This is a genomic window from Aeromonas sp. 130281 (assembly GCF_056642115.1).
Window position 1 is genome coordinate 188,491 of sequence record NZ_JBWVQS010000003.1, and the last position, 13,803, is coordinate 202,293.

Consider the following 13,803-nt stretch of genomic DNA (forward strand, 5'->3'; position numbering starts at 1 on the left):
AAATATTAGTTTGTGAATAGATTGACACTAAAAGTTATATCAAAAATGAATCTTATAGGTGGGGCTGGTACGGGGAGTGGGTGGGGCGCCGTCTGCGGGTCAAGCGTGGCGCCAGGTGAGGGGGAGGATGGGCCGGCAAACGATGAGCCCCTGCCATCTGTGGCAGGGGCTCATCGTCAGCCAGGCCATGATGCCCTGTTGCGATGACTCAGGTCAGCTTGCCCTTGAGCAGCCATCTGTCGAGGGCATTGGCGAAGCGCTGCTTGTCGGCGGCGTTGAAGGGGGCCGGGCCGCCGGTCTGCACCCCGGCCGAGCGCAGCTCCTCCATGAAATTGCGCATGCCGAGCCGGGCCTGGATGGTCTCGCGGGTGTAGATCTCGCCACGGGGATTGAGCGCCTCGCCGCCGGCATCTATCACCCAGGAGGCGAGGGGGATGTCGCCGGTGATCACCAGATCGCCGGGCTGAACCTGCTGGGCAATGACATGATCCGCCACATCGAAACCCTTCTCCACCTGCTGGGTCTTGATGAAGGGAGAGGGGGGAACCCGCAGCCCCTGATTGGCCACCAGGGTGGTGACAACCTGGGCGCGGTGGGCGGCGCGGTAGAGGATCTCCTTGACCGGAATGGGGCAGGCATCGGCATCGACCCAGATGGACATGGCATGGCTTCCTGTAGTTGAAACGGGCATGAAACGAGAGCGGGCATGGTAGCACAGGCGCCCCCTTCCCGGTGCGGGGCTGAGTCGGCCCCCGCTTTCGTGTAAGCTGGGGCCTGAGCATGAACGAGAAGGAGACGAGATGGATCGGGTGCCCAGTGACGTAATTTATGGCCTGACCCTGGATGGCAAGGGGGGCATGGCCCCGCTGGCCACAGGCAGCGAGATCCCGGCAGCCCAGCCCAGCTGGGTGCATCTGGATTACGGCAATCCGGAGGCGGCCCGCTGGCTGTTGCAGACCCCCTTGCTCAATGACGCCGCGCGCGAATCCCTGCTCGGCCAGAGCAACAGGCCCAAGCTGGTGCGGATGGGGGAGACTGTGCTGCTGATCCTGCGTGGCATCAACCACAACCAGGATCACAGGCCCGAGGAGATGGTTGCGCTGCGCATCTACATCACGCCGGATCTCATCATCAGTAGTCGCCGCCGTCCTCTGTTGTCGGAAAAGGACGTCTTCGAGCAGCTGAAACTGGGAGGGGGCGCGGACTCCCCTGCCGACTGGCTGGTGGAAGTCTGCGATGCCCTGACCGAGCGGGCGGGGGAGTTTGTCGAGGAGCTGCACGATCAGATCCTGGAACTGGAGGAGAGGGTGCTGACCCGCGACTTGCCCGCCAATGGCCGGTTGGCGTTGATCCGCAAGCAGCTCATCATGATCCGCCGCTATCTCTCCCCCCAACGGGATCTGGTGGCGCGCCTCGCCAACGAGAAGATCAGCTGGCTGGACGAGGACGATCGCCGCCGCCTGCTCGACATCGCCGATCGGTTGCGGCGCTGGCTGGATGATCTCGATGCCGGGGTGGCGCGCACCGCCGTGCTGGCGGACGAGATCAACAACCTGATGGCGGAGGCGACCAACCGCCGCGCCTACCAGATGTCGGTGATGGCACTGCTGTTCCTGCCTGCTACCTTCCTGACCGGCCTGTTTGGCATCAATCTGGGGGGCATACCGGGGGCCGAGAGTCCTGCCGCCTTCTGGGTCTTCAGTAGCTCCCTGCTGACGCTGGCGACCGGGCTGGCGGTCTGGCTCAAATATCGGCGCTGGTGGTAAGGAGCGCACATGACGACATGGGAATCCTTTGGTGTGACCCTGCTGCTGTTGCTGGGGCATACCCTGATCCGCGGCCTCATTCACAAGAGCCTGATGGCGCTCGGCCAGAGCCGGCAGGTGAGTGAAAACCGGGTGCTCTACGTGGAGCATGTGTTCCACTTCCTGCTCGGCTGCGCCACCCTGCTGATCCTGGCGGGGGTGTGGGGGCTCGACTTCTCCCGGCTGGTGGTGCTCGCCTCCTCCTTCTTCGCCGTGCTCGGGGTCGCCATGGTGGCCCAGTGGTCGATCCTCTCCAACATCACCGCCAGCATCACCATCTTCTTCGCCTTCCCCTACAAGATCGGCGACCGGATCCGCATCCTCGACAAGGATGACTCAGTCACCGGCGTCATTACCGAGATAGGCCTGTTCTACCTGAGGGTGCGGGATGACAACGGCGACCTGGTGACCTACCCGGCCAACCTGATCCTGCAAAAGCCGGTCAGGCGGCTGGAGAGCAAGGAAGCCGAGCCGCTGCAGCCGGAATGAGAAAAGGCTCCCTGGGGAGCCTTTTTGCTGGCATCAGTCTCAACGCTCGAAGAAGCGATAGAGGTGCTCGACCTGGATGGGGCAATCGGCCACCAAGTGGATATGGTCGCGAGCCTCCTCGGTGGAAGAGAAGCTCATCGGGCACCCCAGGGTGTCCGTCATCACGTAGAGGTGGCCGTCCTGCCCCCGAAATTCCACTATCCAGCCGGGGGAGATGATGTCGTGCATGATCTCCGCCTCCTTGAACCTGTGCTGCTGGTGAAGCGCACGCAATTCGCTGACTGTCATGACATCCTCCTGTGACTCATGGCGCCACCCTCAAGTCTAGTCGCCCGCGGCGGACGCAGGCGCATCAAGCCGCCTGGGGCTCCCGTGGCGGCTGAAGGGCGATCAGCAGCTCACCGGCCAGCGGTGACACCGGGCCTGTGACGACCCGAGGTTTTCCCCTGGCATCGACGATGAACAGGGGAATGGCGCCGGGATTGGCCTCCTGATACTGGGTCCAGTCAAAGGCGTCGCTCAGGCGGGTCGCCTTGATCTGGCCGCCCCGGCTCAGCAGGCCGCTCAGGCGGGCAAAATTCATCTCTGACCCGAACAGATCCTGGCGTGCGCGGAAGGTGGCGCTCTCCCGGTTCGCCTTGCCGTGCTGCTCGCTGGAGCGCAGGGAGTGGACTTTTTCCTCCCCGTACAGGTGGGCAAAGTGCAGCACCCCGAGGGCGTTGTTGTGACGGTTGGGGGAAAGCGCCAGCACCGTATGGATGCTGGTGAGGGGCAGGTGCAGCTCGGCGTGCTCCGACTGGGGGTTGCCAAAATAGCAGGGCAGGCCGCTCATGCGGGCCAGCTTGCAATGTTCCCAGGCCGGATCGGAGAGATGGACCGGTATGCCCTGATCCGCCAGCGCCCTGCCGATGGCGCGGGCCACCGAGTTGGCGCCGATCAGCAGCCAGGTGTCGGGAGCGGGCTGGCGCATGCCGAGCAGCCTGGCCAGCGGGGTCGCCGTCAGGCTCTGCAACACCACTGTGAAGATGATGACGGCAAACACCAGGGGCACCAGCTTGTCGGCATCTTCAATGCCGGCCTCGTGCATGCTGATGGCGAAGGAGGCGCTGACCGCCGCCGCCACTATGCCTCGGGGGGCTATCCAGGCGAGCAGGGCGCGGGCGCGCCAGGGGAGATCCGATCCCAGGGTCGAGACCAGGATGCAGAGCGGGCGGGCCACGAACTGCACCACGCAGAGCAGCACCAGCACCATGGGACCGAGTTGCCAGAGCTGCGCCAGATCGAGGCGGGCCGCCAGCAGGATGAAGAGGGAAGAGATGAGGATGACCGCGAGATCCTCCTTGAAGGCCAGCACCTCCTCCAGATCCAGCCCCTCCTGGTTGGCGAGCCAGATGCCGAACACGGTTACCGCCAGCAGGCCGGACTCGTGGCTGAGCCAGTCCGACAGGGTGAAGGTGACCAGCACCAGGGCCAGCACCCCGAACTTGTGCAGGCTGACCGGCAACCAGTCCTTGCGCATGATCAGGGTGGTGATCCAGCCAGCCGCCATCCCGATGAGGGAGCCGACCCCCACCGTCTTGGCCAGGGCCAGCAGGGTGTGATCGATGAGATCCCCCTGGCTGCCGAGGCGCACCGCCTCGAACACCAGTACCGCAAACAGGGCACCGATGGGATCGATGACTATCCCCTCCCAGCGCAGGATCTTGTCCACCTCCCGTACCGGCCGAATGACGCTGAGCATGGGGGCGACCACGGTCGGCCCGGTGACCACCAGCACGGCACCGAGCACCATGGCGACCCGCCAGTCCAGCCCCAGCAGCCAGTAGCTGGCGGCGCCTATGACCGCGAAGCTGGCCAGCATGCCGGTGGAGCAGAGGTTGCGTACCACCTTGCCTATCCCCTTGAGTTCGGTCAGGTGCAGGGTCAGGGCCCCTTCAAACAGGATGATGGCGACCGAGAGCGACACCAGCGGAAACAGCAGCTCCCCCAGCAACTGGTCCGGGTCGAGTACGCCCGTCACCGGGCCGAGCAAGAGGCCGCTGAGCAGCAGGAACAGGATGGCGGGGACGCGCACGGACCAGGCGAGCCACTGGGCGAGCAGGGAGATCAGGGCGATCCCGGCGAGAGAGAGTGCAATCATGCCAACCTCGGGTGGGTAATGGGGTTGGGAGTAGTGTAGCGGGGAAGGAGGGCAAATTGACACCCGGTAGAGGCGGCCTCGGGGAGGCCGGGATCCCGGGAGTAGCCTCAGCGGGCTGGCCTGATCAGATGGGGCTCTCTTTGTGGAGTTCGGTGACGCAGTCGGTCACCGCCAGCACCAGTGCGGAGCGCACCATCTGATCGAGCCGGTTGAGCTGCATCTGATAGAGGGGCCAGTCCTCCTCGTTGGCCGGGGGATCCTGCGGCATCATGCTGGTCTGATGGATGGCATGCAGGCGGCTTAGCAGGTCGCGGATCGGCTTGTCGCTGAAGCGATAATCCTTGGGGTCGCGCACCAGAAAATCGCGGATCTTCAGGTAGGCCTCGAGATCCTGGTAGTGCTCGAGGGAGATGAGGCCGAGGGCGAAGATGAGCTTGAGGCGCACCTCCAGCTGGCCGAGGGGGCCGCTCTGGTTGAGCAGGGGCTCGATGGCGTATTTGACGGCATACTCCTCCTGGCGAAAGGCTCGCCGCATCAGGGAGTCGACCGCCTCTTCCAGGATGGTCACGACCTCGAGAAAGAAGCCGCGGGGGCCATCCTGCTCGTTCAGTCGCTCCAGTACATCATCTTCCTGGTGTGTGGTCATAGGTGCTCAGGGTCCGGCTGACTGGGAGAGAGAGTGCCTCTCTCCCGGTTTCTATCATATGGGGCGCACGCGCTCGGGCTGCCGGCGAGTGCGCCCCATGGGGTCACTTCAAGTTGTTGTAACGGGCGACTATGGTGCGCACCACATCGCTGTTCTCATCCAGGCCGGTGACGCGGGCCAGGGTCCTGGCCGGGCCGAATTCTGCCAGCAGGGCCTGCAGCTCCACCGCCTGGGGATCGTCGTCGTTGTGATAGTGCAATGCCGCGGCTATGCCCTCCTGCAGGTGATCGCTCGGCAGGCCGTACTCCAGGGTACCGAGCAGCGGCTTCACCAGCCTGTCCCCCGCCGCCAGCTTGCGCAGCGGCTGGCGACCGACCCGGTCGATTTCATCCACCAGATAGGGGTTGGCGAAGCGGGACAGGATCTTCTCGATGTAGGCGGCATGCAGGCGCGGGTCGAAGCCGTAGCGTTTCACCAGCACGGCCCCGCTCTCCTCCATGGCGCGGCGCACCTTGCTGCGGATCAGCGGATCCTCGATCGCCTCGCGCACGGTGCGATAGCCCCTCAGCTTGCCGAGGTAGGCGGTGACGATGTGGCCGGTGTTGAGGGTGAACAGCTTGCGCTCGACGAAGGCCATCAGGTTGTCGGTGGGCTCCATGCCCGCCACCTGGGGCAGCTCGCCCTTGAACTGGGTCTGGTCGACGATCCACTCGCTGAAGCTCTCCACCGTCACCTCCAGGGGATCATCGTTGGCCGCGGCCGGGGGCACTATGCGATCCACCGCCGAGTCGACGAAGCCCACGCAGTTGTCGAGGGTGGCATGATACGCGACCGGCAGGTACTTGAGTACCTCCTGCTTGAGGTGGCTGGTGCCGCGTACCATGTTCTCGCAGGCGATGACGTTGAGGGGGGTCAGGTTGCCGGCATCGAAGCGGGCCTGCAGCCCCTTGGCCAGGGTGCTGGCGATCTTGTCCAGTATGTTGGGGCCCACCGCCGTGGTCACCAGATCGGCGGTGATGATGCGGGCGATCACCTCGTGTCCGGCGGAGCTGACGGCGGCGACGTTGCGCACCACGTCGAGCTTCTGATCCGTGCCTACCACGTGCACCTTGTACTCCTGGCGGTGGTTGAGCTGATCGATCAGGGTCTCGTTGACGTCGGCGAAGGTGACCTGGTGGCTGGCGTCCGCCAGCAGTTTTCCGATAAAGCCACGGCCTATGTTGCCGGCACCAAAATGCAATGTTTTCATGATATTAACCTCTTGAACCAAAGACGATGAAGGACGATTAGGCAGCCTGTTCGGCACCCAGCAGATCCAGGAACTCCTGGGGATCCTGGGTGCTGGCCAGCCGGTCGATGAGACCGGGTTCATCCAGTGCATTGGTCAGGCGGGTTATGACCTGAATGTGTTCGTCATTGCGGGCGGCGATGCCGATCACCAGGCGGGCCACTTCATCGGCCGCCTCGCCGAAGGCGACCCCGGCCGGGTACTGGCAGATGACGATGCCGGTACGCTTCACGTGCTCCTTGGCGGCTATGGTGCCGTGGGGCACGGCGATGGACTCGCCGAGGTAGGTGGAGACCAGCTGCTCGCGCTCCAGCATGGCGTCGACGTAGTCGGGCGCCACATAGCCCCGCTCCGCCAGCAGCTTGCCGGCAGCCCGGATGGCGGCCTCCTTGCTCTCGGCCTTGAGGCCCAGATGCACGTCCTGAAGGCTCAGGGTGAAGACCTCGGCGGCCTGCGGCTCGTAGCTGTCGTCGTTGGCCGCCACCAGCAGTTGCGGGTTGGCCACGTCGTCGTTGGCCGCATTGGCCAGGCTGAGGTTTTGCACCAGCTCCTGATAGAGGGCGTTGTCGAGGAAGTTGGAGAGGGAGATGTGCCGGGCGTGGGGCGCATGACGGCGGGCACGGTCGGTCAGATCCTTGTGGGTGATGACCAGATCCACCTGGTCGTCCAGGTTGTTGATGGCACGGTTGGTGACGCTGATGTCGAGACCGGCGGCCTGCACCCGCTTGCGCAGCATGCCGGCGCCCATGGCGCTGGAGCCCATGCCCGCATCGCAGGCGACCACGATATTGCGCACCGCGGTCAGCTCGGCACCCGGCTTCTTGGCCGCTGTGGTCTCGGGTTTGGCACTCTTCATGGCCTTCATCTTGCGGGTGGCTTCACCCAGGGCATCGGCCTCGTCGGCTTCCGGCTGCTGGGCACGGACGAACACGGCGGCGACCAGGAAGGAGACGGTGGCGGAGGCGATGATGGAGAGCAGCACCCCGATCAGGGAGGCTTTCGGCGTCATCAGCAGCACGGCGAAGATGGAGCCCGGGGAGGCGGGGGAGACCAGACCTGCGTTGAACAGGGTCAGGGTGAAGACCCCGGTCATGCCACCGGCGATCACCGCCAGGATGAGGCGCGGGTTCATCAGCACATAGGGGAAGTAGATCTCGTGGATGCCACCGAAGAAGTGAATGATGGAGGCACCGGCGGCGGACTGCTTGGCGGCGCCACGGCCGAACACCATGTAGGCCAGCAGCACCCCCAGACCCGGACCCGGGTTCGCTTCGATCAGGAAGAAGATGGAACGACCCTGCTCGGTGGCCTGCTGGATCCCCAGCGGCGAGAAGATGCCGTGGTTGATGGCGTTGTTCAGGAAGAGGATCTTGGCCGGTTCGACGAAGATGGAGGTCAACGGCAGCAGGCTGTGGGCGACCAGGAAGTCGACACCGCCGGCCAGGGCGCCTGAGAGCACCTTGACGAAGGGACCGATCACGAAGAAGGCGAGGATGGCGCACAACATGCCGATGATGCCGGCGGAGAAGTTGTTGACCAGCATCTCGAAGCCGCTTTTGACCCGGCCTTCCATCGCCTTGTCGAAGCGCTTGATGGCCCAGCCACCCAGCGGGCCGACCATCATGGCGCCCATGAACATGGGGATGTCGGTCCCCACGATGACGCCCATGGTGGTGATGGCACCGACCACGGCACCCCGCTCACCCCCGATCAGCTTGCCGCCGGTATAGCCAATCAGCAGGGGCAGCAGGTAGGTGATCATGGGGCCGACCAGCTTGGCCAAGGTTTCGTTTGGCAGCCAGCCGGTGGGGATGAAGAGGGCGGTAATGAAACCCCAGGCGATGAAGGCGCCTATGTTGGGCATGACCATATTGGACAGGAAGCGTCCAAAATTCTGTATCTTGACTTTGGTATCCGGTGATAACATGTCGGGACCCCGTTTTAAGCCTGTGTGATTAAAAGTGGTAGTCGGGATGACGGGTTTTGCCGAACCCCCATCCCTGTCGTCTAAGCAACTTCAATCTACCAGCTTGTGATCAAATTAGGCTGAAAACGGGGTGTCTTGTGACCCAGCTCTCAAATACCCCGACCTCCCCCCTCCCAACACAGTGACGCCGATCACATTCAGGCGCTGTAGTTTGGCTACATTTCGATCTTTCCCATCGTGAACGGCATTTTAATGTGATGCGCATCACCTTTTGTTGTTTGCGCAAACCCTGTGTCAATGTGATTCCTGTCACAAAGCCATCATTTGTAGCCAATTGGAGCACGTCTGGTGGCGCCAGATCAGAGGGTAACGACGATGGATCTCGCGCCATCATCAACTACTAATCAATGAATCAGTGGTTTTGTAACCCACTTTCAGTTTTGCTCCCCGCACTTTCGGCCAGTCGGGCTCTGTCCCGCCTCCTTTGGCAGGCCCTGATTGGCCTCTCTGGCGACGCCTGCCAATGCCCGCAGCGACAAGATGAGAGTGTCGGCAGGGGGGTCGACACAGATGCAAGCAGAGGCAGACCCCGCCCATTCACCTTCCTGATGTTTCTGCCGGGTTGCCGCGCCCATAAAAAAAGCCCGCAGTATTGCGGGCTCTTGGCATGCAGGGGGGCGGGGCTTATTCCGCCTTGGGGGCCGCGTCGGCCGCCGCCTCGCCGCTCTCGCTTGCCGGGCTTTCGGCCGCCGGTGCTTCCGGGGCCGGACCCGGCACCAGGGCCACCGCCGGCTTGGCGATGAGGGAGCGGGTCTCTTCCACCGCCTCGGTCAGCTTCACCTCGATGATCTGGCCAAGCTCATAGACCACCTCGGTCTTGTCCAGGTAGACGCGACCGTTGTCCCAGTTGCACTCCAGCCTGTCCTTGTTGTCCAGGATGTGGCGGGCGGGCATGAAGACCACGGCGCCGTTCTCCTGCAGACGCAGCTTGAGGCCGGCGCGCATCACGTCGATGATCTCGGCGTTGAACACCTGATCGGTACCGGCGGCGGCCTGAAGGTAACGGACATAGAGCCAGTCGCCGATGTCGCGCTCCACCCTGCGGTGCAGACGGCGGCACTCGGTCAGGTGTTCGGTGAGCTCCTGGCTCGGACGCTCACCCGGGGCCTTGCCGGCGATGACGGCCTTGAGCAGGCGATGGTTGACCATATCGCCGTATTTGCGGATCGGGGACGTCCAGGTGGCGTAGGCATCCAGACCCAGGCCGTAGTGGGCGCCCGGCTCGGCAGACATCAGGGCATAGCTCTGGAAGCGGCGGATCTTGCCGTCCAGCCAGCGGGTGTCCAGGCTGTCGATCCAGCGGCGCAGGGCGCAGAAGCCGGACAGGCTGGCGATCTCTTCCTTCTCGAACGGCGCCTCGGCGCTCTTGAGCAGATCGATGGCGCCGTCGAGAGACTCCTCGTCAAAGCCGGTGTGGACGTTGAAGATGCCGTAACCGACGCTCTTGCCCAATACGCGACCGGCGCAGATGTTGGCGGCGATCATCGACTCCTCGATCATCCGGTTGGCGATGCGGCGAGGCTCCACGTGGATCGCCAGCACGGCGCCGTTTTCCCCCAACTCGAAGTCGTAGTCGGGACGGTCCGGGAACACCAGGGCGTGCTCGGTGCGCCACTTGATCCGCGCCTCCGTCATCGCCTTCATCAGCGGCAGCTGGGCCAGGACGCCGGCATCTATGGTCAGCTCCTTGCCGTGCTCGGCCCAGTCGGAGACGTCGTCATAGTTCAGACGGGCATGGGAGACGATGCGGGCGGCGAAGAACTCGGTCTCCTCCAGCAGCAGGCCATCCTCGGCGATCAGCAGGCGGGCGCACAGGGTGTTGCGCTCCTCGCCCTCTTTCAGGGAGCAGAGCTCGTCGGAGAGGGTGCGCGGTATCATGGGCACGTTGCGGCCCGGCATGTAGACGGTGAAGGCGCGCTTGGCGGCTTCCTGGTCCAGCTCGCTGCCTTCGGCCACGTAGGCGGTCGGGTCGGCGATGGCCACCAGCAGCTCCCAGCCGTTGTCCAGTTTGCGGATGGACAGGGCATCATCCATGTCCTTGGTCTTGGCGCCGTCGACGGTGAAGAAGGGCACCTGGGTCAGATCGCGACGGGGCAGCTCTTCCTCTTCGATGACGTTCCACTCGGGCAGGTCCGCCGGCTCGATCTGGGCCAGGTTGTGGCGCGCCAGCACTACCCACCAGGGCACGTTGTGATCGTCCTTGTCGGCGATGAGCTGGGTGATCTCGGCGGAGAAGTTGCCATCCACCAGGGCGTGGCGCTTGAGGGTCGCCACCACCCAGTCCCCTTCCTTGAAGGACTTCTCGTCCAGACCCTTCTTGGCGCGGGCCTTGATGGCGTCCTTGATGAGGGGGTGATCAGGCACCACGTTGAGGCGGTCGCGGAACATCTTGACGCGGCCGACGAAGCGGACCACGGCCTGTTCCAGCAGGGCATCCGGCTCGGCCACTTCCTTCTCTTTCTCGGTACGGATCAGGGCGCTCACCCGGTCACCGTGCATCACCTTCTTCATGTAGGGAGGCGGCACGAAATAGCTGGTCTTCTCATCGACCTCCAGGAAGCCGAAGCCCCGATCGGAGGCGCGAATCACACCCTCTTTCTTGGGGATGTTTTCGCGGATTTGTTGCTTGAGCTGGGCCAGCAGCGGATTGTCTTGGAACATAAGTGAGGAACCTGAGTGGAGACCTGATGAAGAATCGCCCAGCACTATACGTTTTTACCCCTCCAAAGCCAAGGTGAATGGCCCGCTCAGCGGGGTTGCAGTGCCCGGCGGCCCTGCTCGATCAGGCGCAAGGAGATCTGCTTGTGCAGCCCCCGCTCCAGCACCCAGCGGTGCCAGTAGAGGCGCTCGACCAGGTGGAGATCCGGGCTGAGATCGAGCAGCAGCCCCTGTGCGAGCTGCTGGCGGATCTGCAACTCGGGAATGAGGCAGCAGGCCAGCCCCTGCTCGGCCATGGCGACGAAGGCCTCCGACGAGCGCACCGTGTGGCAGGGGTAACCGCCGGGGGCCAGGGCGAAGTGGCGGGCCATGAAGCTGACGTGCATGTCGTCGCGCTGATCGAAGGCGACCGCCGGTGCCTTGGCCAGTGCCGCCGGGGTGAGCCCCTGGGGGAAGTGGCGGGCGACGAAGGCGGGGCTGGCGGTCAGCAGGTAGCGCATCTCGCCGAGCTCGTCGACGCAGCAGCCTGCCAGCGGCTGGGGTTGCAGGCTGACGGCGCCGAACGCCTGTCCCTCGCGCACCCGATCCAGGGTGCGGCTCTCGTCATCCACCAGCAGGTTCAGCTCTATGGGGTGCTGCGCCAGCAGCGGCGCCAGGGCGGGCAGGAACCAGGTGGCCAGGCTGTCGGCGTTGACGGCGATGCTGACCCGGATCGGCGCCTGGGGCTCGCTGGGGGAGAGTTCCCCCGCCAGCTCCAGCTCCAGCTGGCGCACCTGACGGTAGTGGGCCAGCAGCTTCTGCCCGAGGGCCGTGGCCTGCAGGGGCTGGCTGCGGATGATCAGCGGCTCGGCAAACTGCTGCTCCAGCTGCTTGATGCGCTGGGAGATGGCGGACTGGGTGAGGTGCAGACGCTGGGCGGCGCGCTCGAAGTTCTGCTCCTGCATCACGGCATCCAGCGCCAGCAGCAGCTTGTAGTCCAGCGTCTTCATCAGCACTCCTTATCAGAGAGGGGGATTGAGCAAGGATGCTACTGGAGTGACGGCGGGAGAACAACCGGGCAAGACGGCGGGCACTGCGTGGAGGGGCATACGGGTGCTGTCACTGTGAGATGTGACAGTAGCGACAGAGTGAGATTCATAAGATACTCATTTGGTCCGTTTTTGCATGGGGTGGAAACGGGCCATAGCGAGAGTTTTGGTCCCGGGTGTCAGCCCGGGACTTTTTTATGGGGTCAGCTTATGCCGAGCAGTTCCCCGGCCGTAGCGTACTGCCCCCGCAGGGGACGGCTGACGGCACGCTCGAAGCGCTCGTCCAGGTGGAAGCGGATCCCGACCCCGCGCACGGCCCCCAGATCCACCGCCTGACGGTGACCGAGCCGCTCTATGGGCAGGCCGAGGCGGCGGAAGATGCGCTCCACCGGCAGGCTGACCACGGCCACCAGCTCCCGGATCCCCTGCTCCCTGGCGAAGGCATGGACCTCGCGGAAGATGACGCAGGTCAGCTCGCTGATGCCGTTGTCGAGCGCGGGTGCGCGGCCGGCATCGATGGCGAGCCGGGTCAGCTCCCAGACATCGGCGCCGCGCGGGGCACGCTCGCCGGCGAGGGCACCGGGAAAGATGCTGGGCAGCATGTAGTCCTGGGCGCAGCTGAGCAGCCTGATGCAGCCGCACAGACCCTCTTCATCTTCAATCAGCACCCAGTGGGTATCGGGCTTGTCGAAGCTGTCCCGCTCCAGACCCCGGTGGGATTCCACGTCCCAGCCGAGCCGATCGGAGAAGACGCGCTTGCGAAAGCGATAAAGCTCGTTTTCGACCTCCCATCTGGGGTGTTCTTTCAATTTTCCTTTGAAAACAAGCATTCATGTCTCTCCATTTCATGGTTAGGCGCTATAATCCAAGGCCTTGGCCAGGGGAGGCTAGCCTATGACACGCGACCAACTGCTTGAGTATCTGGAACATTTCACGCTGGTAACGGATGGAAACCGGCTGGCCGAGCTGATCGGCCGCTTCACCCTGGGAATGGGCTACGACTACTATCGATTCGCGCTCATCCTGCCCATGTCGATGCAAAGGCCCAAGGTGGTGTTGTTCAACCAGTGCCCGGACTCCTGGGTGCAGGCCTACACGGTGAACAACATGCTGGCCTGCGATCCCATCATCCAGCTCGCCCGCACGCAGACCCTGCCCATCTACTGGAACCGGCTGGACGAGAAGGCGCGCTTCCTGCAAGAGGGGAGCATGGACGTGATGGGGCTGGCGGCGGAGTTCGGGCTGCGCAACGGCATCTCGTTTCCGCTGCACGGGGCGGCGGGGGAGAACGGCATACTGTCGTTCATCACCCGGGAGCGGGCGTCCAGCGACCTGCTGCTGGAGTCGTCGCCCATCCTCTCCTGGATGTCCAACTACATCTTCGAGGCGGCGATCCGGATAGTGCGCCAAAGCATGAGGGAGGATGATCCCCAGGAGGCCCTGACGGAAAGAGAAACCGAGTGTCTGTTCTGGGCCAGCGACGGGAAGACATCGGGGGAGATCGCCTGCATCCTCGGGATCACCGAACGCACCGTGAACTACCACCTCAACCAGGTCACCCGCAAGACGGGGTCGATGAATCGCTACCAGGCCATCGCCAAGGGGGTCAGCAGCGGCATACTGCTGCCGAATCTGGAGCAGGTCGTGGTCACCAACTTCCCCAGACTGTTGCAGTGAATGCCGGCCGGGTGACGCTGACCTGTCGCCCGGCCTCTCCTCTGTCGCCATTACCCACTGCCCCAAGCCGATCCTGTCACTCCGG

At 63.9% G+C, this 13,803-nt stretch carries 11 protein-coding genes and 1 pseudogene; 3 read left to right on the forward strand and 9 right to left on the reverse strand.

Annotated features, from left to right (window positions below; translation table 11 throughout):
* Positions 1-208 precede the first annotated feature (208 nt).
* Complete coding sequence (locus AC1IN8_RS10725) at positions 209-661, reverse strand: YaiI/YqxD family protein (protein WP_247627326.1); 453 nt, start codon at positions 659-661, stop codon at positions 209-211.
* A gap of 139 nt (positions 662-800) precedes the next feature.
* Between AC1IN8_RS10725 and zntB the strand changes: the two genes are divergently transcribed.
* Positions 801-1,766: a zinc transporter ZntB gene (zntB, locus tag AC1IN8_RS10730; protein ID WP_479758844.1), complete on the forward strand. Its 966-nt coding sequence runs from the start codon at positions 801-803 to the stop codon at positions 1,764-1,766.
* A gap of 9 nt (positions 1,767-1,775) precedes the next feature.
* The gene (locus AC1IN8_RS10735; protein ID WP_139438827.1) at positions 1,776-2,294 is read left to right on the forward strand and encodes a mechanosensitive ion channel domain-containing protein; all 519 of its coding nucleotides are present in this window, start codon (positions 1,776-1,778) and stop codon (positions 2,292-2,294) included.
* Between the two features lie 39 nt (positions 2,295-2,333).
* On the opposite strand, the gene AC1IN8_RS10740 is transcribed toward AC1IN8_RS10735, so the two are convergent.
* The 8 genes and pseudogenes from AC1IN8_RS10740 to AC1IN8_RS10775 form a co-directional block, all read right to left on the reverse strand.
* Complete coding sequence (locus AC1IN8_RS10740) at positions 2,334-2,582, reverse strand: hypothetical protein (RefSeq protein WP_139438825.1); 249 nt, start codon at positions 2,580-2,582, stop codon at positions 2,334-2,336.
* A 64-nt stretch (positions 2,583-2,646) separates the two neighbouring features.
* Positions 2,647-4,528: pseudogene (locus AC1IN8_RS10745) on the reverse strand (cation:proton antiporter).
* Between the two features lie 30 nt (positions 4,529-4,558).
* Positions 4,559-5,080, reverse strand: a complete 522-nt coding sequence (locus AC1IN8_RS10750) for an MltR family transcriptional regulator (RefSeq protein WP_025325560.1) — start codon at positions 5,078-5,080, stop codon at positions 4,559-4,561.
* Between the two features lie 103 nt (positions 5,081-5,183).
* Complete coding sequence (locus AC1IN8_RS10755; RefSeq protein ID WP_202047495.1) at positions 5,184-6,329, reverse strand: mannitol-1-phosphate 5-dehydrogenase; 1,146 nt, start codon at positions 6,327-6,329, stop codon at positions 5,184-5,186.
* Positions 6,330-6,366: 37 nt separating this feature from the next.
* Positions 6,367-8,295, reverse strand: a complete 1,929-nt coding sequence (locus AC1IN8_RS10760) for a PTS mannitol transporter subunit IICBA (protein WP_139438819.1) — start codon at positions 8,293-8,295, stop codon at positions 6,367-6,369.
* 684 nt (positions 8,296-8,979) lie between these two features.
* Positions 8,980-11,016 carry an exoribonuclease II gene (locus AC1IN8_RS10765; RefSeq protein ID WP_479758845.1) on the reverse strand — a complete coding sequence of 679 codons (2,037 nt, stop codon included), beginning with the start codon at positions 11,014-11,016 and terminating at the stop codon, positions 8,980-8,982.
* 86 nt (positions 11,017-11,102) lie between these two features.
* A complete protein-coding gene (locus AC1IN8_RS10770) occupies positions 11,103-12,002 on the reverse strand; it encodes a LysR family transcriptional regulator ArgP (protein WP_479758846.1) in 900 nt (299 codons plus the stop codon).
* 242 nt (positions 12,003-12,244) lie between these two features.
* On the reverse strand, positions 12,245-12,871 hold the full coding sequence (locus tag AC1IN8_RS10775) for an acyl-homoserine-lactone synthase (RefSeq protein ID WP_479758847.1): 627 nt from the start codon (positions 12,869-12,871) through the stop codon (positions 12,245-12,247).
* A 64-nt stretch (positions 12,872-12,935) separates the two neighbouring features.
* Between AC1IN8_RS10775 and AC1IN8_RS10780 the strand changes: the two genes are divergently transcribed.
* Entirely contained in the window at positions 12,936-13,718 is a 783-nt protein-coding gene (locus AC1IN8_RS10780; RefSeq protein ID WP_005324972.1) for a LuxR family transcriptional regulator, read from the forward strand.
* Positions 13,719-13,803: the final 85 nt, after the last annotated feature.